This is a genomic window from Photorhabdus stackebrandtii, assembly GCF_011189495.1.
Taxonomy (GTDB): domain Bacteria; phylum Pseudomonadota; class Gammaproteobacteria; order Enterobacterales; family Enterobacteriaceae; genus Photorhabdus; species Photorhabdus khanii.
Window position 1 is genome coordinate 91,565 of sequence record NZ_PUJV01000012.1, and the last position, 18,376, is coordinate 109,940.

15 protein-coding genes are annotated in these 18,376 nt (G+C 42.1%); 6 read left to right on the top strand and 9 right to left on the bottom strand.

Features of this window, described 5'->3' with window-relative positions; all coding sequences use genetic code 11:
* The first annotated feature begins 35 nt into the window (after positions 1–35).
* From C5470_RS12270 to C5470_RS12280, 3 genes are read left to right on the top strand one after another with little or no spacing between them, the layout of a single operon-like run.
* On the top strand, positions 36–209 hold the full coding sequence (locus C5470_RS12270) for a hypothetical protein (protein WP_166289382.1): 174 nt from the start codon (positions 36–38) through the stop codon (positions 207–209).
* A gap of 26 nt (positions 210–235) precedes the next feature.
* Complete coding sequence (locus C5470_RS12275; RefSeq protein ID WP_166289385.1) at positions 236–646, top strand: carboxymuconolactone decarboxylase family protein; 411 nt, start codon at positions 236–238, stop codon at positions 644–646.
* Positions 643–1,821 carry an acetyl-CoA C-acetyltransferase gene (locus tag C5470_RS12280; RefSeq protein WP_166289388.1) on the top strand — a complete coding sequence of 393 codons (1,179 nt, stop codon included), beginning with the start codon at positions 643–645 and terminating at the stop codon, positions 1,819–1,821. The genes C5470_RS12275 and C5470_RS12280 overlap by 4 nt, the downstream gene beginning before the upstream one ends.
* Positions 1,822–1,969: 148 nt before the next feature.
* Here C5470_RS12280 and C5470_RS12285 read toward each other — a convergent pair whose 3' ends face one another.
* The 3 genes from C5470_RS12285 to C5470_RS12295 all read right to left on the bottom strand — a co-directional run bounded on the left by C5470_RS12285 (position 1,970) and on the right by C5470_RS12295 (position 4,306).
* Complete coding sequence (locus C5470_RS12285) at positions 1,970–2,236, bottom strand: hypothetical protein (RefSeq protein WP_166289391.1); 267 nt, start codon at positions 2,234–2,236, stop codon at positions 1,970–1,972.
* A 410-nt stretch (positions 2,237–2,646) separates the two neighbouring features.
* Entirely contained in the window at positions 2,647–3,570 is a 924-nt protein-coding gene (locus C5470_RS12290) for a DMT family transporter (RefSeq protein WP_132355847.1), read from the bottom strand.
* 10 nt (positions 3,571–3,580) lie between these two features.
* Positions 3,581–4,306 (bottom strand): SDR family oxidoreductase, encoded by a 726-nt coding sequence (locus C5470_RS12295; RefSeq protein ID WP_207626969.1) that lies wholly within the window; start codon positions 4,304–4,306, stop codon positions 3,581–3,583.
* 282 nt (positions 4,307–4,588) lie between these two features.
* On the opposite strand from C5470_RS12295, the gene C5470_RS12300 reads away from it, so the two are divergent.
* Positions 4,589–5,554: a LysR family transcriptional regulator gene (locus C5470_RS12300; protein ID WP_166289394.1), complete on the top strand. Its 966-nt coding sequence runs from the start codon at positions 4,589–4,591 to the stop codon at positions 5,552–5,554.
* Between the two features lie 339 nt (positions 5,555–5,893).
* Here C5470_RS12300 and C5470_RS12305 read toward each other — a convergent pair whose 3' ends face one another.
* Positions 5,894–6,808: a LysR family transcriptional regulator gene (locus tag C5470_RS12305; RefSeq protein ID WP_166289397.1), complete on the bottom strand. Its 915-nt coding sequence runs from the start codon at positions 6,806–6,808 to the stop codon at positions 5,894–5,896.
* A gap of 1,100 nt (positions 6,809–7,908) precedes the next feature.
* On the opposite strand from C5470_RS12305, the gene C5470_RS12310 reads away from it, so the two are divergent.
* A complete protein-coding gene (locus C5470_RS12310; protein ID WP_166289400.1) occupies positions 7,909–8,520 on the top strand; it encodes a LysE family translocator in 612 nt (203 codons plus the stop codon).
* A 206-nt stretch (positions 8,521–8,726) separates the two neighbouring features.
* Here the strand turns inward: C5470_RS12310 and ybaL are convergent, their stop codons facing one another.
* Together ybaL and C5470_RS12320 are read right to left on the bottom strand one after the other, a co-directional pair.
* Positions 8,727–10,433 carry a YbaL family putative K(+) efflux transporter gene (gene ybaL, locus C5470_RS12315; RefSeq protein WP_166289403.1) on the bottom strand — a complete coding sequence of 569 codons (1,707 nt, stop codon included), beginning with the start codon at positions 10,431–10,433 and terminating at the stop codon, positions 8,727–8,729.
* Between the two features lie 241 nt (positions 10,434–10,674).
* A complete protein-coding gene (locus C5470_RS12320; protein ID WP_152962513.1) occupies positions 10,675–11,892 on the bottom strand; it encodes an MFS transporter in 1,218 nt (405 codons plus the stop codon).
* Positions 11,893–12,146: 254 nt separating this feature from the next.
* Here C5470_RS12320 and ushA point away from each other — a divergent pair, with 254 nt between their 5' ends.
* Positions 12,147–13,805, top strand: coding sequence for a bifunctional UDP-sugar hydrolase/5'-nucleotidase UshA (gene ushA / locus C5470_RS12325; RefSeq protein ID WP_166289406.1), 1,659 nt, complete (start codon positions 12,147–12,149; stop codon positions 13,803–13,805).
* Positions 13,806–13,864: 59 nt separating this feature from the next.
* Here ushA and ybaK read toward each other — a convergent pair whose 3' ends face one another.
* The 3 genes from ybaK to copA form a co-directional block, all read right to left on the bottom strand.
* Positions 13,865–14,341 (bottom strand): Cys-tRNA(Pro)/Cys-tRNA(Cys) deacylase YbaK, encoded by a 477-nt coding sequence (gene ybaK, locus C5470_RS12330; RefSeq protein ID WP_166289409.1) that lies wholly within the window; start codon positions 14,339–14,341, stop codon positions 13,865–13,867.
* Positions 14,342–14,523: 182 nt separating this feature from the next.
* Positions 14,524–15,339: a TraB/GumN family protein gene (locus tag C5470_RS12335; RefSeq protein WP_166289412.1), complete on the bottom strand. Its 816-nt coding sequence runs from the start codon at positions 15,337–15,339 to the stop codon at positions 14,524–14,526.
* Between the two features lie 231 nt (positions 15,340–15,570).
* Positions 15,571–18,315: a copper-exporting P-type ATPase CopA gene (gene copA, locus C5470_RS12340; protein ID WP_166289415.1), complete on the bottom strand. Its 2,745-nt coding sequence runs from the start codon at positions 18,313–18,315 to the stop codon at positions 15,571–15,573.
* Between the last annotated feature and the right edge of the window lie 61 nt (positions 18,316–18,376).

Here is an 18,376-nt window from a genome sequence, read left to right on the forward strand (position 1 = left end):
AAAAGTTTGGTTGGCATTGTTGTCGGCTTGCTGATGTGAATGCGCGTTTAACGGGAGAAAATGTTTTTCCTGTGTTGGATATCTACGTTTCTTTTGTCATTCAATATCGCTATTGGTTGGTATCACTGTTTAATATTTCAGTGCCGCTGGAATTGTTAATTGCATTGCCACTGTTCTTGGTAGTAATTATCCCAACTAAAACCACATAGAGTAATATATTAGTAAGGAAAACAAAATGAAAATGGGTGAAGCATTAACCGAACATGGTCGCTCTATTATGGAATCATTAGAGCCAGGTTTGGCAGATCGAGTAATGGGAAGTTTAGCAGAATTGGATGCAGACTTACCATTTTTGATTACTGATTATGCCTTTGGTGCAGTTGTGGGACGTGAAGGTTTGGATCTTAAAACGCGTGAGATGCTCTCAGTAGCTTCTTTGATTACTTTAGGTAATGCTCAGCCTCAATTAGAACTGCATATGCGCGCTGCACTTAATGTAGGAGTCACTGAGAAAGAGTTATTGGAGATTGTAATCCAGATGGCAGTGTACGCTGGTGTTCCCGCCTGTATGAATGGGCTAACTGCGTTCCGTGCAGCTATAGCTCAAAAAAATGTACTGAAGAGTGAAACAGGGGGGAAATCATGAGAGATGTTGTTGTTGTTGCTGCTAAACGTACGGCAACGGGCAGTTTCCAAGGTTCTCTAGCTAATCAACCGGCAACTTCTCTTGGCAGTACGGTCATTCATGCCTTGCTAGCAGAAAGCGGTGTTGCTGCACGAGATATTGAACAGGTCATTATGGGGCAAGTGCTGACGGCCGGTTGTGGACAAAATCCAGCGCGGCAAGCTGCATTGCGAGCGGGGTTACCAGTTACTACCCAAGCTATGACCATTAATAAGGTTTGTGGTTCAGGTTTGAAAGCTGTTCATTTGGGTATGCAAGCGATCCAGAGTGGTGAAGCGGAGATAGTTATTGCTGGTGGGCAGGAGAACATGTCTCTGGCTCCTCACATTCTACCCATGTCTCGACAAGGGATTCGTCTCGGCCACAGTGAACTGAAAGACAGTTTGGTACATGATGGCCTTTGGGATGCTTTTCATCATTTTCACATGGGAGTGACAGCAGAAAATGTTGCAAAGCAATTTAATATAACACGTGCTCAGCAGGATGAATATGCGCTTCTATCACATCACCGGGCTGTTCATGCTCAACAGGCGGGGTATTTCAATGACGAGATTGTTGCTGTTGAGATAGCAGGAAGAAAGGGAGAAATTCTCCGTTTCGTACAAGATGAGGGGCCACGGGAGACTAGCATAGAAAAATTATCTTCTCTGAAGCCTGTCTTTCAGAAAGAGGGGACAGTTACAGCCGGTAATGCATCTTCCCTGAATGATGGTGCTGCGGCAGTGTTATTATGTAGCCGCGAGAAAGCAGAAAGTCTAAATTTACAGCCATTGGCTACTTTGAGCGGCTTTGCCAATACAGGTATTGAGCCTGAGCTTATGGGCGTGGCTCCCATTGAAGCGATACACCAGTGTATATTAAAACAGCAATGGAAGCCTGAAGATGTTGATGTACTTGAGTCAAACGAGGCATTTGCTGCACAGGCTTTGGCTGTGCTTTCTTCGTGTGGTGTTCCATCTGAGCGTATCAATCCTTATGGTGGTGCTATTGCTTTAGGACATGCCATCGGTGCTTCTGGATGTCGCATTCTTGTGACGTTAATCTATAACTTGAGACGGAACCATTTGCAGAATGGTATCGCTGCGCTGTGTATTGGTGGTGGTGAAGGAGTGGCTTTGGCGGTCACTTGTTCATAATGAGTATGAGCAAGGTGCTTAAAATCAATCTCTTCTTTCACCATGCTTTTCGTGGGAAGCCCCTTCCTTTCAGGCCATAAGGTATCTATACATCGCCGAACTGACCCAATACACTTGCGGTTAGCCGGGTCAGTTCCTTATCCATCAGCTAGATAACTATCAGGCTGACCGGGAGCGGCGAACTTGGCTGCATGAGCTGACGCAAATGGTCCACCGAATCGCCTTCCCGGTCAATCAAATGAATCAATGTTTTGTTCAGTTCCAGGGCTTCAATCTGGCTGATACTGGCTGTTAACGCATCCAGATGCGTTTCCTGGGGAAGCAGGTTCTCATTCAGCGTCGAGTGACACCCGGTATTATTCGTCAGTGACTGTGCCACCGGAGCGATTGGCAGATCGGAAGTGGCAGAAGTCATAGGTTGTTTAACCAAAGATTGATATCGACGGTTGAGCTGGGCGTCGAGCCCGGCGATGGAAAAATTGAATGCATACTGAATATCAGTACCATTTTTGGCGAAATTTGTGTAGATACCTATGCTTTAGGAAAGGGAGGATATCAAGCAAGGCTAGAATCTCAGGGATAGTTTTTATTGATTCAACTAAATCTCGGTTTGGCATAACTTGAGTATTCTCTGTCATTATCAGGTAATCAGGGAGATAACGATTCATCAAACCGTGTTTGAAAAGCAACGGTAACTAATTAAATTTCAGCGAATTACCATTTTAATTACAGCAGTTACCCATCAGGTTTTGAGAAAACGGGGGACACTATATCTCCATTTTCCCAAGCCCCCCTAGAAAACAAACAACTAATTATTGTAGATTATTATTTTGCCGGCAATCCTTTAGATATAAACCACGAAGTAACCACCCCCTGTCCTAAAAGCACCCCTGCAATGGTGATAATTATTCCAATAACTTGCGCTAAACTTGGAATATCCCCCATCGTTACTTGTATACCAAGAGCAAAAATTGGAACGAAATTGAAAAATATCGCTGTTTTTCCTGGTCCTCTAGTAGCAATACCTATATTCCAAAAAAGATAGGCAAAAACGGAACCGGCGATCCCCATGTAGACACTCGCCAGATGACTCTCAAGTTTTCCTGAGAATAATGAAGGAACCGGTGATTCCACAAAAATGGCAATAATAGCCAATATCACAGTACCAAAAAGCATCGTCCAACTAGTTGTTTCGAGAGGAGTAGCGTCTGTAACAAACGTGCGGGTTCCCACCGTGTAAATTGCCCAACCGAGGCTACCTGCTAAAATGATTAAGTCACCAGATGCTGTATAAATTGTTCCGCCAGAAAACAATTGACCATTGGTGATAACTAACGCTACACCAAATAGACTAATCGTCATCCCGTATACACGGATAAGATCTGGAAAACGACGATTCATTATGGCTTCCAGAATATTGGCTGAAATTGGGGTTGTCGCCATTATTAATGCAGCAGTGACAGGGCTGGAGCTTTGCAGACCAACAAACAAAGCCCCATTGAAGCCGGCGACGCCAATTGTTCCAAGACTAATGAATGCAAGAAGGTTTTGTCTCAGTACTTTACCGTGAATGCCGCCTTTAAGGACCATAAAGATAAAAATAGCTAAGACAGCAAAGACAAAACGTTCAACAGATGCAGTCCATGGAGGTAAGCTGCTGAGAGCGAGTTTTGTTGCCTGAAAATTGGAGCCCCAAAAGAAGGTTGCAAATAGAGTCAGAATGACGGCTAGCTGTGGTGTAACTCGCATAACAATGACCTTATTTTTCTAATTGATACCATAATGGAGCATCAAGACGCATATATGATATATGCGCAGTCGAATTTGTACTGAGAACAAAGCATACAGCTTCTGAAACATCTTTTGGTGTAAGCATTTTTCTCAATTTTTCATCAGGGAAAACACCCGCACTACCTAAATTGCGGCGAAAGTTGGTATCGACTTTGTCCACTTGCAACGACGTCACGCGTATATTTCTGGGAAGGCCCCACGCGCGTAATCCACCTGTATAGCCCTCTACTGCAAACTTTGATGCTGAATATGAGAGTAGATTCGGATTGTAGTCTACTCCCCATACGGAAGATATATTCACAATATCAGAGCGCTCTTTTCCTTGTAGATACGGTAAAGCGGCCTGGGTTATTTGAAACATACCTTTTACGTTAATATCAAATGTGTTTTCCCATTCTTCAGGTGACGCAGTAAGTGGATCGCCTCCGTAGCAAATACCTGCCACATTAATCAGTGTGTCTATTGAACCAAATGTCTCCACTGCGGTTTGAATAGCTTGGGTGCAGCTATTGACATCCCGTATGTCTAACAGAAGGGGAATTAAACGAGCTGAATCGCTGTTACTATCGTGAATATTAATTGATGTGATGTCTCCAGCAGCTACAAAATGACCTGCTTGCAGGAGATCCTGAACCAATGAAGACCCAATACCTCCACCAGCACCTGTAATAAATATTTTTCTTTTCTTCATCATAATGGACTCTCATATCATATTAAACAAGTAGACTTAGTCAGGATGGGGATTGGATATGTGGTGGTTAACTCATTTCCAATTAACTCATCAATACTGGTCTCAGAGTAAGCAACAAGTACTTTTGACTGCCATTATTTATTGAACGACAATGACAGCCTAAGAATGGAACGATTCGACATTCAATATATGAAGAAATGACCGTTGGTATATTGAATATCCAAAAAAACCGTCATGCATTAAACTCGTTTGCTTTTATCAAGATAATTGTGGCATATATCAAATATGAAAGATGTAGATAATATTGGAATTCAACTTTCCAAAAATGGAAGCCGAATTGAGCAGTCTCTTGTTTGGGATGATATACGTATATTCTTGGCAGTGGCTCGAACCGGTACCATAAGTAGGGCTGCAAATCGCCTTAAGATAGGAGTTGCAACTGTATCCAGAAGAGTTGAACGACTTGAAGCAACTTTTGGGATGCCATTATTCCTCCGCCATCAAGCTGGTTATCGACTAACAGAAGATGGGACTGAACTTCTGGAAAAAGCGAAAAGTATGGAGATGGCAGCAAATACATTGTTGCTTGAGGCTGATACACGCATGGAAATTTCGGGAAAAGTTCGTATCGCTACCACGGAGACTCTCGCAAACAGTTTAATAATTCCTAGCTTGCCAAGCTTACAGAAAAATTATCCGGATCTAACATTGGAGATTATTACAGATATTCATACTGTCAATTTACATCGTCGCGACGCTGACTTGGCACTTCGCATAATTAGACCAGAGAGAGGGCATGTCACTATTCGTCAATTAGGGATCTTAGGATTTGGCCTCTATGGAAGTGAAGATTACCTGGCAACTAATTCATCAGGAGCGCTTAGAGGAGAATATGAAAACGATAGCTTTATTGGGTGGACAGATGATCAATCTCAACTCTTTACATTCAAATGGGTTGAACAAATACTCAAAGACCGTCCACTTTCTGTAGCCACAACTTCCCTTTCTGCTCAAATTTCTGCTGTAAAAGCAGGCTTGGGATTGGCAGTACTTCCACATTTTGTAGCCAACGCTGCGGGTCTCATATGTGTTTCAAGTAATTTGGGCATAGATCAGCCTTTATGGCTTGTAATTCAAGCAGATTTAGCGCATTCCCTCAGGATAAGAAAAGTTGCAGATTTTCTGGCAGACACAGTGTTTCTAAATAGAGCAAAACTTTCAGGACAAGATGAGACCAAACCTTTCAAGTAATGTAAACTTCATTGACAAGAATCACTTAGAATAATAAACAGGCTGCTCATTGCAATTTTGTTCATAAAAAATTAATGACAGCCTGACTGATTGCGGTATGGTACGAAATTAAAAATAACAACGTAAGAAATACTTATACATAAAGACGATTTATTTCCCTATATACCCTATAGATTTCAAGATGCATCGCGACGGCAAGGGAGCGAATCCCCGGGAGCATAGCGAACTATGTGACCGGGTTGAGCGAGTGCAGCCAACAAAGAGGCAACTTGAAAGATAACGGGTATATTAATATTGTTGCTTTATCCGCGCATATATAACGAAACATTGTCTGGAACATTAATTTTTTGGAGAAATAGCGAGCAACTTTTGGGTTATATGCAACACATTATCACGATGTTCATTACTACGTATTACCAAATAGACATCAATGTTCAGCTGCTCATTGTCTGACTTATCTAACTTGCGATAGCACAGGCCTTCGCGCATTGATACACACATTGACTGTGGCATCAGTGCCATTCCTTTCCCTCTGGCTATATTAGCCAACATGATCAATGAGTCATCAGGTTTTGGTATTCGCTTCAAAGGAAATGGCAACTTTTGAAAATAGGCTTCGCATTTACCGTAGAAGCCAGGATTCGCTTTACGTGAAAACCAATATAAAGGTAAATCAGCTACATCCTTTAGTGAGACTCTCTCGTTAAGGCTTGCAGGATGGAAGGAGGGAAGAGCTAGCATTAACGGTTCACGATAAAGCCAGTAAAAACTAAATTCTTGTAAATGGCTAAGAGGTTTTTCACCTACTAAGGCAATATCCAGCTTCCCACTTCCTAGCATTTGCAGTAATTGTTTTGAGATCAATTGATGAGAGGATATTACATTTGTATCGTCTAGTAATTTAAAGGCAGGATAAATGGAAGGAATGAGGCTGGAATCTAGCGTACGTGTGATTCCAATTTTTACTGTACAACTTTCTCTATTTATTTCTCTGACCAAATGACTCAATTGGTTTATAAGTTCTCTAGCTTGTTTTTCAAATTGAACGCCCACCTCAGTCAAATAAACTTGATGAGTATTTCGGGTAAATAAAGAACAATCGAGCATTTCTTCTAAGCACTGGATTTGCCGAGTCAATGGGGGTTGAGTCATGAGCATCCGTTCAGCAGCCCGACGAAAGTTTAATTCATGAGCAACAGCGAGGAAGCATTGTAATTGTTTAATTGTAGGAAGTTTTCTATTTAAATAATTCATTTTTATATTTCAGCACCGTTTCCAAGATATAATAAGATCGAAGCGATTATAGTGATTGGTATCAGCTTAATCTTATCTATGTATTATATTAAGAGAAGTAATTACTCTTTGTTATTAATTAGAATGCATTAACTATTAAATTAATTCAATGGGCGAATTTACTTAACATGGCAGTAGTAGTGGAACAATTAAGTTTAGTCACTTAAAGACGCTGTAACATTGTCGCTATGATGGGATATATTGATATTAATCTTTTTATCTAATAATTTTGTATAATTAATTTTTTTATGCTGCATTTTTACATTTAATTTTTTATTTGGAATTTTTCATCATTAAAGCGATATGACTATCATCTTTCATAAAAAAGTGATTTTGGTGATGACTATTTTTAACTATATCAGTAAAATACCTAATATTAGTTATATGTGGATTGGAGGTAAGATGTTTTTGCAATATTCCATCATTCGATTCGCCATTTCATATTTTGTGCATAGTATCAATACATAGATTAGAGTTTTTCTACTCTAGTTTCGATGGTACAGCTTTAGATATGGTTAATAATTTATAAAGATTATTCAGGGCGATATTGCTTTTCTGCCGTAATTTTTTGACTTTTATATTAATGTTGATACAAGATTTTTTCAGTCTTGTTTGTTATTGGATTGAAACCATTGGGATGTATCTGAATATACATTGAGATTATTAGCATTTGAACAAAGGATGAAGTTAATAGCTGCTAAGGTAAAATAAAGCACCTAATGACTATGTTTTTATATGACTAATTTTATAAAAAAGAATTATATGATATAACTCTTGCTAAGGTGTTTATATATAATTTGAATTGTGTGTTATTGTCTAATGATATTATTAGGCGTTTTTGTGATTATATAATAACTGACCTTGTGGCGATTATGGGATTGGTTGTTTCAGGATTGAGAAATATCTTTTTGGCATTGGTTAATAGCTGGAAAGATAAAGTAATAGCATTTAATGACCATGATTTTATATTGTTAATTTGAAAAAAAAGAAGTATATAATAGAACTTATATCAAGGATTTCCTATATACACTTTAAATGATAAATTATTATCTAAGGATACTATGAGTAGTTATTATGATTATGTGAAAATTGCCGGTATGTTGACTATGGTTTTAATGATGCCAGGACCGACAAATACCCTTTTAGTATTATCTGGATATTCACATGGTTTTATTAGTACACTCAGGTTGATATTGGCTGAGATGTTGGGTTATCTAACAGCCATTAGTTTATGGGGATTATTGTTATCCATAATTCCTCAGACTTTTATATGGCTGATATTAGTTTTAAAGCTTTGTGCTTCAACATACATCGCTTATCTGGCTTTTAAAGTCTGGCATTTCTCATTAAGCAAAGATGGGGTGAAAGTCTGTTTCAGCATTGTGTTATTTACCACTTTGCTTAATCCCAAGGCTTTTGTATTTGCCACATATGTATTGCCTCTTACTGCGTTCACTCTGTGGGTAGATTATATCTTTTCCATGACGACTTTTGTTTGTGCGTTGTTACCTGTTTCCCTGATTTGGACTGGGGTGGGAAAAATACTATATCGGGAAGGACAGGAAGCTGGTCGTTTAAAACCTAATCTGTTTTATCGTTTTGCTTCTTTAGTGCTATCCGTTTTCTCATTCTCCATGTTTTACGCCTCAATCAAGGGTATTTTATATCTCTGATATAATATTGAGATTTGATATTATTTTCCTATTAGCTTTTTAAAAAAGAAGATTTATTCAAAAAGGTATTGGAGATTGTCGAATTCGTGTTTGATTTTTTCTGTATGAAAATTGAGTAAAATGGGTCATGGGATATCTCATATGATAAAAGTCATGACCCAGCTCGGTTATGGATGGGAAATTATTCCATTATCAGCGGCATTTCCTCAAAGCGATGGAGAAAAGGGTGATACAGGGGGAGGTTCAACTGAATAACTTTGTTCACCGTTTATCAGCACATTTGCCATTGTTTTGGCAATTTCGTGTTCGCCAATAATGACATGGCTGGCTCCCCGCTCCGTGATATAGGTAACTTCGTCATCATAGTCAGCACGGACAATAATATTAATATCCGGGCGGATTTCTCTTGCGCTGGCGACAATCTCACCTGACTCATAACCATTAGGGATTGTTAGTAATAAGGAACAAGCACAGTCCAGGCGTGCCAGCGACATTATATCTTTGCTGGCGGCGTTACCCATGACTGCACTGATACCTTGTTCACCCAGTTCCTCAAATTTGGCTCTGGTATTTTCAATCACAACCAGAGGGAACCCGTTTTCCTGCAATCGTTGGCATAGTAAGCTACCCGTGCGTCCGTAGCCGACAACAATAGTGTGATCACAGATATTGACAGGAATTTGCGTCTCTTCTTCCAGAGTTTCTTCCAGTAGTTGTTCTTCAATTGTTTCTGTTTTTTCCAGATAACGATCCAGCAGGCTAAACAGAACTGGGTTTAGCATGATAGAAACAATCGCACCAGCCAGAACAAGGTTACGGGCATTCCCATCAAGCAGGCCAAGTGCAACACCAAGACCCGCCAGAATAAAGGCAAATTCACCGATTTGTGCCAGACTGACCGAAATCGTCAGCGCAGTACGGCGTGAATGACCGAACATCTTTACCAGCAACATTGCAGCGGCAGATTTACCGATAATAATAATTGCCAGCGTTGCCAGTATCTCGAGCGGTTGCTGAATCAGTACCATCGGATCAAACAGCATACCAACGGATACGAAGAACAGAACAGCGAAAGCATCTCGGAGTGGCAATGTATCCTGAGCAGCCCGGTGGCTGAGTTCTGATTCGTTCAGTACCATACCGGCGAAGAATGCACCTAGAGCGAATGAGGCATCAAATAGCGTAACGGCACCGTAAGCGATACCCAGCGCGATAACCAGTACGGCAAGGGTAAATAGTTCTCTGGAGCCGGTACTGGCGGTTTTTGCCAGTACCCACGGAATTAGACGGCGGCCAACAACAATCATCAGCAGAATAAACGCGATAACTTTTCCGACGGTAATGGCGAGTTCCATAAATAACTGCCCAGCATTGGCTTCGTGATTACCCAGAATACCGGCAGCCGCAGGCAGTAATACCAGTGTCAGGACCATCGCCAGATCTTCAACAATCAGCCAGCCGATAGCTATTTGACCTCGTTGGCTATCGATCAGTTGACGCTCTTCCAGCGCTCGTAACAGAACGACAGTACTGGCAGTTGACAGGCAGAGACCAAAGACGATACCGCTAAATAATTCCCAACCCAGTATTGCTGATAGCCCTACACCAAGTAGTGTTGCTACCAATATTTGCGCAATAGCACCGGGGATAGCGATGGATTTTACTGCCAGCAGATCTTTGAGTGAAAAATGCAGCCCGACACCAAACATTAATAAGATAACACCAATTTCTGCCAGTTCCGGTGCCAGTGATGCGTCAGCGACAAAACCGGGGGTGAAAGGACCAGCGAGTACACCGGCGGTAAGATAACCAACCAGTGGTGAGATTTTCAGACGTTGTGCCAGCATACCAAGCAGATAAGCGAGGACGAACCCGCCAACGAGAGTGGTGATAAGTGGTGTCGAATGCTCCATTAAGACTCCTTCTTGCTGAGGCTATTAAATAGAATAGTGAAGAGGTAGGTGTAACCGTATCTTATAGGTAATTCGAGGTAAATTCGCTAAAAAAATGAATAAAACATCAAAAAATATGGATTGAAAGGATTAAACTACCTGTAACATCGATTTGTATTGATCTGTTTGAACATTTATAAGGTATATAAAGGTTACTCCCACATAAAAAATAACTTTTATGTGGGGCTGTTTGGCGATTTTTTTAGTTCTTATCTTCTATATTAGGTAATAGTGCGGTAAATATTCCAAGTAACGGCAGAAAAGCACAAATCTGATAAACTAGTTCAATACTTGTTCTGTCCGCAATGTAACCTAGTACCGCGGCGCCGATACCTCCCATACCAAAAGCTAGTCCGAAAAACAGGCCGGATACCATCCCGGTTTTACCCGGAATAAGCTCCTGAGCATATACCAGGATTGCAGAAAACGCAGATGCCAGAATCACACCAATAATCACTGACAGTATGCTTGTCCAGTACAGAGAAGCATAAGGCAGAATCAATGTAAAAGGTGCAACGCCAAGGATTGATATCCAGATAACGTACTTTCTGCCAATTTTATCACCAATAGGTCCGCCAATGATGGTCCCTGCCGCAACTGCGAATAAAAAGATGAACAGATGAAGCTGGGCATTTTGTACAGAAATGCTAAATTTGTGCATTAAGTAAAAAGTGTAATAGCTGCTGATACTGGTGAGATAAAAATATTTGGAAAATACTAAGATCAACAGAATAGACAGAGAACTGATCACTGTTTTTCTTGATAAAACTTTAACAACAGGGGCAGTTTTGGCTTGATTTTTTTTGGTATGATTTTGGGTCTTATACCATTTACTGACCTGCAACAGCACGACAATTCCCAGTAATGCAGCCAGAGAGAACCAGCCGACATTGCCTTTACCATAAGGCGCGATAAACGCAGCCGCTAGCAAAGGCCCGAGGGAAGTGCCAAAATTACCGCCGACTTGAAAAAGAGATTGAGCCAGCCCGTGGCGCCCACCGGATGCCATGCGTGCTACGCGTGACGATTCAGGGTGAAATACCGAAGAGCCGGTGCCAACTAATGCAGACGCTAATAAGATTATCGGGAAACTTTCAGCATAGGCCAGCAGTAACAGACCTGATAAGGTAAAGCTCATCCCAATGGGCAGTGAATAGGGTTGTGGATGTTTATCGGTATAAAGACCTATCAGTGGTTGTAATAAAGATGCAGTAATCTGGTAGGTTAGTGTGATCATACCAATTTGCACAAAACTCAGGTTGAATTCTGATTGCAGTAAAGGATAAATCGCCAGAATCAACGATTGGATCATATCGTTCAACAAGTGTGAAATACTGATCGCACCAAGAATAGTAAAAACGGTATTCCTGGTTTTTCTTGCATGAGGTGGAACTATGGTGGTGTTGCTCTGTTCGCTCATATTAACTGCCAACCTATCTTATTTGGAAGTGAGTTCATTGGTTATTTGTTGCACTTAAATATATATTAGGCTGATAGTTGATTTTTTACTATCTCAGAGAATAGTTTGATAAGATGTTCGAAAAGATGAAACTAAGCATGTTCTAATAATCGCATAAGTGACCTATCCCATAGAATTATCAATAAATCCCGCCTTGTTAGCTTCTTAAGCTGTTTTTGCATGGCAATTCACTAAAAAAAACATGGAGATATACCATGAGATTTTCGTTTAAGACCTCAGCTTGCGCTTTGGTTGTTTCTATGACACTACTTCCAGCAATCGCAAATGCATGGGAAAAAGACAAAACCTATGACATTACTATCTTGCACACGAATGACCATCATGGTCATTTTTGGCATAACGACTACGGCGAATATGGTTTAGCCGCTCAGAAAACGGTCGTTGATGAAATCCGTCAGGAAATCGCCAAAAAAGGCGGTAGTGTGTTACTGCTCTCCGGCGGAGATATTAATACCGGTGTACCAGAGTCCGATTTGCAAGATGCAGAGCCTGATTTTAAAGGTATGAACCTGGTGGGCTATGATGCGATGGCATTGGGCAACCATGAGTTTGATAATCCTTTGCAAGTGTTGCTTCAACAGGAAAAATGGGCAAATTTTCCCTTCCTTGCGGCTAATATTTACAAGACAAGCACTGGTAAGCGTTTGTTCAAGCCTTATACCATTTTTGATAAGCAGGGTGTAAAGATTGCGGTTATCGGACTGACCACCGATGATACGGCTAAAATCGGCAACCCTACTAATTTCCCAGATGTTGAATTTCGTGTTCCCGCGACAGAAGCCAAAATGGTGGTTGAGGAACTGAAGAAAAATGAAAAACCAGATGTCATTATTGCGGCAACGCATATGGGACACTATGACAATGGTAATTATGGCTCCAATGCACCGGGTGATGTTGAAATGGCGCGTAGTTTGCCTGCTGGTTATCTGGATATGATTGTCGGTGGTCACTCACAAGATCCGGTCTGTATGTCTGCGGAGAAGAAAAACTACAAACAGATCGATTATGTACCAGGAACACCATGTTCACCTGATCGTCAAAATGGTACCTGGATAGTTCAGGCTCATGAGTGGGGCAAATATGTTGGTCGCGCTGATTTCCAGTTTCGTAATGGTGAATTAAAGCTGACTCACTATCAGTTAATCCCCATTAATCTCAAGAAGAAAGTAAAAAAGGAAGATGGTTCTGCTGAACGTGTTTACTACACTCATGAAATTGCTCAAAACCCGGAAATGATCAACTTACTGACGCCTTATCAGGATAAAGGTGATAAACAGCTTGGCATGACAGTGGGTTCTGTTGAGGGTAAATTGGAAGGTGATCGCAGTAAAGTTCGTTTTGTTCAGACTAATATGGCCCATGTCGTGCTTTCTGCCATGATGGAACGCGCTGATGCTGATTTTGCGATTATGAGTGGTGGTGGTATTCGTGATTCAATTGAATCAGGCGACATCACTTATAAAGATGTGTTGAAAGTGCATCCATTTGCTAACACATTGGTTTACGTTGAGATGAAAGGCAGCGAAGTTGAACAATATCTGGCGACGATTGCGAATATGAAAGTTGACTCCGGCGCTTATGCTCAGTTCGTGAATGTCAGTCTGGTTGCCGATGGTAAGCGTGTTAAAGATGTAAAAATTGGTGGTAAGCCATTGGAAAAAAACAAAATTTACCGTATGGCGATGCTTGACTTTAACGCTATCGGTGGTGATGGCTACCCACGTATTGATCATTACCCAACCTATGTCAACACGGGTTTTGTTGATGCAGAAGTTCTGAAAGGCTATATCGAGAAGCACTCACCACTGAAAGCGGCTGCTTATGAGCCAAAAGGTGAAATTGTTTATCAATAATCCCTGACAAGGTGATGAATTGAAAGGGCTGCCAATCTGGCGGCCCTTTTTGGCTGAGATTAAGCTTTTGCTATATCGGCAAAAGTACCATTCAGCAAACGACACAGATCAGCAGGTGCCAGTTCAATATCTAATCCTCTTTTACCGCCAGAGATAAACATAGCCGGGAATTGTTGCGCCTGGTTATCAATAACCGTTGGTAAATGCTTTTTCTGTCCTAACGGGCTGATCCCGCCGACCAGATAACCAGTGACTTTCTGGGCTATATGTGGATCAGCCATGTCTGCCTTTTTGGCTTTAAAGACTTTGGCGACCTTCTTTAAATCCAGTTGACCTGAAACGGGGGTGACGGCGACGACCAAATTTTTAGCATCACCATTAAGTGCGACCAGCAACGTTTTAAACACTTGTCTGGCATTCAATCCTAACTTCTTAGCTGCTTCATCACCAAAGTTATGCTCATTGGTATCATGTTCATAGGGATGAAGAGTAAAGTTAACTTTTTGTTTTTCTAATAAAATGATCGCTGGTGTCATAATTTCATTACAGAAGATAATTTTGTAATCTAGGGTAACGGATGAAATAGAATTGTGAAATTGATATTCTGACTTTCGGCTCTGTTGCCTGTATACAAATGGGTAATACTCCGAATAATAAGAATAATGAAAATAACAGGTTATTCCTCTTTTGACTGGCCAATAGAAATATTGGCCTTTTTTTAGCTCTGTCCTTCCATTAACATCTGAGGCAAATTACCCTCACCATATAAGTGCAAAGCTCCGACAGCGATCAAATACCGTCCGGCAGGTAATTCCCGTAAGCGCTGATTCCATTGCTTATTACGTTCAGTCATCAGCAGTTGATATATTTCTTCACTGAAAGTTGTTGGTAAAGCATGTTTTTGTTGCTCAGGCGGATAATCCATCCACCAACTTATCATCGTTTGTAAAGCGCAGGCATTGGTGTACCAATGGGCTAATGTATCTTCCAATAGTGGCAGGCCGTTATTCGGTATTTGATTGAGCAAACTAATCTGTGAATCAGCACCTTCCAGTTCAATAATGGCTTTCCCTTGTGCTTTAGCTGCATTCAGCAACTGATAATCGATACCATAGTGAGGGGATAATCCAAGATTTTGCGCTTGTTCAGCCTGTAAAATTAAAGCAATTTGCCATGAGGGTAATAAATTAAGCCATTCTTCCTGTTGCCGGATTTCATGGCAGCAGCGCTGAAAATCTTGATACATTTCAGAAGATAGACGTTGTTCAATACGGGAATACGATTGAAACTCGTCATCATGAAATGGGAAACTTGCCTGAGTAATATCTGCTTCTACAATTAATGTATCGGATTGATTAAGCTGCTCCATTAATATTTCTGGAAGCGGAAACATATTTTCCGTGCCCATATGAATACTGCCTACCAGATGCAGATATCGGCCTCCAGTCAGTGTAATATCACAAGCTGGATAAGGATAACGGCGTGATGAGTTCAGCCCCAGCATATTGGTAAGGTGTTTAATCAGTCGTCCCATTTGAACCCCAGTTCAGCATTTATTTTTTAGGCTAACTCTATTTCAGGCTAATACTATAGCTGTACTTCTGCTGTATCTTCATTGAATATTCCTTTACTGTTATCAGCATACAAGGAAATTTTCTCTCCCTCCTTCATTTACCTTGCCAGCCGCAGGGGCTGAGCACGAAGACCCTGTTATTGGGGCATTCCTTGACTAACATCATTAAAGCAGACTCATTTCTCTGGTGATTCAGAATTTAGGCTTAAACCTCAGTAATCGATTAGCATTACTGACCACAGTAATTGAAGAAAGCGCCATCGCTGCACTTGCTACCACTGGATCCAACAATGTTCCGGTAAAGGGATAGAGCACACCGGCGGCAATTGGAATTCCTAATGTGTTGTAAATAAATGCGCCCAACAGGTTTTGTTTCATATTGCGCAGTGTTCCTTTGGACAGTTCAACCGCATCAGCCACACTATGCAGACTGTGACGCATCAATGTTATTGCTGCGGTTTCAATGGCGATATCACTACCGCTGCCCATAGCTATCCCAACATCAGCCTGTGCCAGTGCTGGCGCATCGTTAATACCATCCCCCACCATAGCAACCTTATGGCCTGCTGCTTGAAGCTTCTGAATAGCTGTGGCCTTGCCATCCGGTAATACGCCTGCGATCACCTGACCAATCCCCGCTTCTTTGGCAATTGCATTGGCAGTCATCGGGTTATCACCGGTCAGCATCACCAAACGGTAGCCCTGATGATGTAATCGTTTTAGTGCGCTAAGGGTGTCTTCACGCAATGGATCACGAATTGACAGCACTGCCGCCGCTTTGCCTTCTGCCGCCAGAATAACCGGCGTGATACCTTTCTCAGCCTGTTGAGCAATCAGCAGTTTTAATTCCTGTGTATCAATCTGATTTTGTTCCAGCAATGCCTGATTACCCAGCAACAGTGCTGTATCATTCACTTCACCACTGACACCCAATCCCGCCAGAGTACGGAATTGTTCAACTTGTGGTAATTCCAGTCCTTCGGCTTTGGCAAGAATGGCTTTGGCTAATGGATGGTTAGAACCACTTTCCAGTGCGCCTGCCCAAATTAATACATTTTGTTCACTGTATCCGTTAAAAGTATGGATATCAATAATTTGTGGCACACCTTCAGTCAATGTACCGGTCTTATCGAAAACAAGGGTGTCCAGTGTGCTGGCTTGTTGCAGGGCATCAGCATCCCGTACCAGAACACCAAATTCCGCTGCCCGGCCAACTCCGGAGATAATTGACATCGGTGTAGCCAGCCCAAGAGCACAGGGACAGGCAATGATCAGCACCGTGGTAATAATGACCAATGAATACATAATTTGTGGTGCCGGACCAACAAAATACCAAATGGCACCTGCCATCACGGCAATTGCCACGACAACGGGAACAAATACTGAGGAAATTTTATCTGCTAACTGACCCATCTCGGGTTTACTGCTTTGTGCCTGACGTACCAATTTGATAATCCGCGCTAATGTCGTCTGGCTGCCGACAGCGGCGGCAGTAAACAGTACAGAGCCATCCTGCACAGTTGTACCTGCGTGAACGTTATCGCTTTTAGATTTTTGCTGTGGGATTGACTCACCGGTCAGCATCGCCTCATCTATCCAGACTTCACCCTGAATGATTTCGCCATCAACCGGAACACGATCACCCGTCGTCAAACGCAATGTCATTCCCGGTTTAACATCAGCCAAAGGTATCTCTTTTTCACCATTTTCTGTCACCACACGGGCGGTGGGTGGTGTCAGATCCAGCAGGCGTTCCAGTGCTTTTGAGGAGCGCTGGCGGGCACGCTGTTCCAGAGCATGTCCCAGGTTTATCAAACCGATAATCATGGCACTGGCTTCGTAATAAAGGTGACGGGCTTGTGGGGGAAAAACATCCGGCCATAGATTGACACTGATGGAGTAAAACCAAGCGGCACCTGTTCCTAATGCCACTAGGGTGTCCATTGTGGCACTACCGTTTTTCAGGCTTTGCCACGCGTTGCGATAGAAATGACCACCAGCAAAAATCATTACGGCAAGCGTGATAATCCCGATAGTTAGCCAGATGTTATGGTTTGCCGGGGTGAGCATCATATTGTCGCCCATCATGCCCCATACCATGGCTGGAATACCGACAACCAAGGCTAATGCCGATTGCCAGCGGAAACGGCGCATATTGGCTTCAGAAACTTGTTGCTGGCGCTCACGACGTTCAGTTTCGTCCTGGATCAGCTCTGCACCATATCCTGCTTTTTCCACGGCCTGAATCAGTATGTCGGGTGATGCGCTACCGGTAATCAAAGCGCTGCGTTCAGCAAGGTTCACTCTGGCATTTTCCACGCCATCGACACTTTGCAATGCTTTTTGAACTTTGTTCACACAGCTGGCACAGGTCATACCATCCAGCAGTAACTGGATACTGTCATCTCTGTCACTGACCAGAAATACATCAGTTTTTTCGACCGGAATAGAAGAGGTTGCCGCTGCCAAAGGTTCCGGTCTGTTTGAAGCAGGTGAAGCAGGTATTGTCAGCGGCTTAGATTTTGGGAAGTTTCGACCGGCAGCCAGTTTTGCGTGATAACCCGCCTGCTCAATGGCGGCAATCAACGTATCGGTATCGGTTTTACCATAAACTTTAGCGGTTTCAGTATTCACATTTGCGGCGATAACGCCATCTACGGCTTCCAGTGCTTTACGTGCAGTACCTGCACAATGCATACAACTCAGGCCAGAAAGTTCCAGTTCGACATCAGGCTGGCTGGCAATGGCGGCTTGGTAACCCGCTTCTTTAATCGTTTCTATTAAAGATTCAGGAGAGGTTTCGCCGGTTACTTTGGCATAATCAATAGTAATATCGGCTTGCTCTACATCGGCACGATTTTCCAGTGCTTTTTTCACACGGTTAACACAGTGCATACAGGAGAGTCCCTGTAATGTTAAAATAGTGGTATGTGACATAAAAAAATCTCCTAACACATAGTGATATAATTATTCTTCACATCGGTATGATAATTGATGA

Excerpts from the sequence above, each read along its gene's own strand:
- C5470_RS12275 (WP_166289385.1), top strand. The coding sequence starts at position 236 with ATGAAAATGGGTGAAGCATTAACCGAACATGGTCGCTCTATTATGGAA.
- C5470_RS12280 (WP_166289388.1), top strand. The coding sequence starts at position 643 with ATGAGAGATGTTGTTGTTGTTGCTGCTAAACGTACGGCAACGGGCAGT.
- C5470_RS12285 (WP_166289391.1), bottom strand. The coding sequence starts at position 2,236 with ATGACTTCTGCCACTTCCGATCTGCCAATCGCTCCGGTGGCACAGTCA.
- C5470_RS12290 (WP_132355847.1), bottom strand. The coding sequence starts at position 3,570 with ATGCGAGTTACACCACAGCTAGCCGTCATTCTGACTCTATTTGCAACC.
- C5470_RS12295 (WP_207626969.1), bottom strand. The coding sequence starts at position 4,306 with ATGATGAAGAAAAGAAAAATATTTATTACAGGTGCTGGTGGAGGTATT.
- C5470_RS12300 (WP_166289394.1), top strand. The coding sequence starts at position 4,589 with ATGAAAGATGTAGATAATATTGGAATTCAACTTTCCAAAAATGGAAGC.
- C5470_RS12305 (WP_166289397.1), bottom strand. The coding sequence starts at position 6,808 with ATGAATTATTTAAATAGAAAACTTCCTACAATTAAACAATTACAATGC.
- C5470_RS12310 (WP_166289400.1), top strand. The coding sequence starts at position 7,909 with ATGAGTAGTTATTATGATTATGTGAAAATTGCCGGTATGTTGACTATG.
- ybaL (WP_166289403.1), bottom strand. The coding sequence starts at position 10,433 with ATGGAGCATTCGACACCACTTATCACCACTCTCGTTGGCGGGTTCGTC.
- C5470_RS12320 (WP_152962513.1), bottom strand. The coding sequence starts at position 11,892 with ATGAGCGAACAGAGCAACACCACCATAGTTCCACCTCATGCAAGAAAA.
- ushA (WP_166289406.1), top strand. The coding sequence starts at position 12,147 with ATGAGATTTTCGTTTAAGACCTCAGCTTGCGCTTTGGTTGTTTCTATG.
- ybaK (WP_166289409.1), bottom strand. The coding sequence starts at position 14,341 with ATGACACCAGCGATCATTTTATTAGAAAAACAAAAAGTTAACTTTACT.
- C5470_RS12335 (WP_166289412.1), bottom strand. The coding sequence starts at position 15,339 with ATGGGACGACTGATTAAACACCTTACCAATATGCTGGGGCTGAACTCA.
- copA (WP_166289415.1), bottom strand. The coding sequence starts at position 18,315 with ATGTCACATACCACTATTTTAACATTACAGGGACTCTCCTGTATGCAC.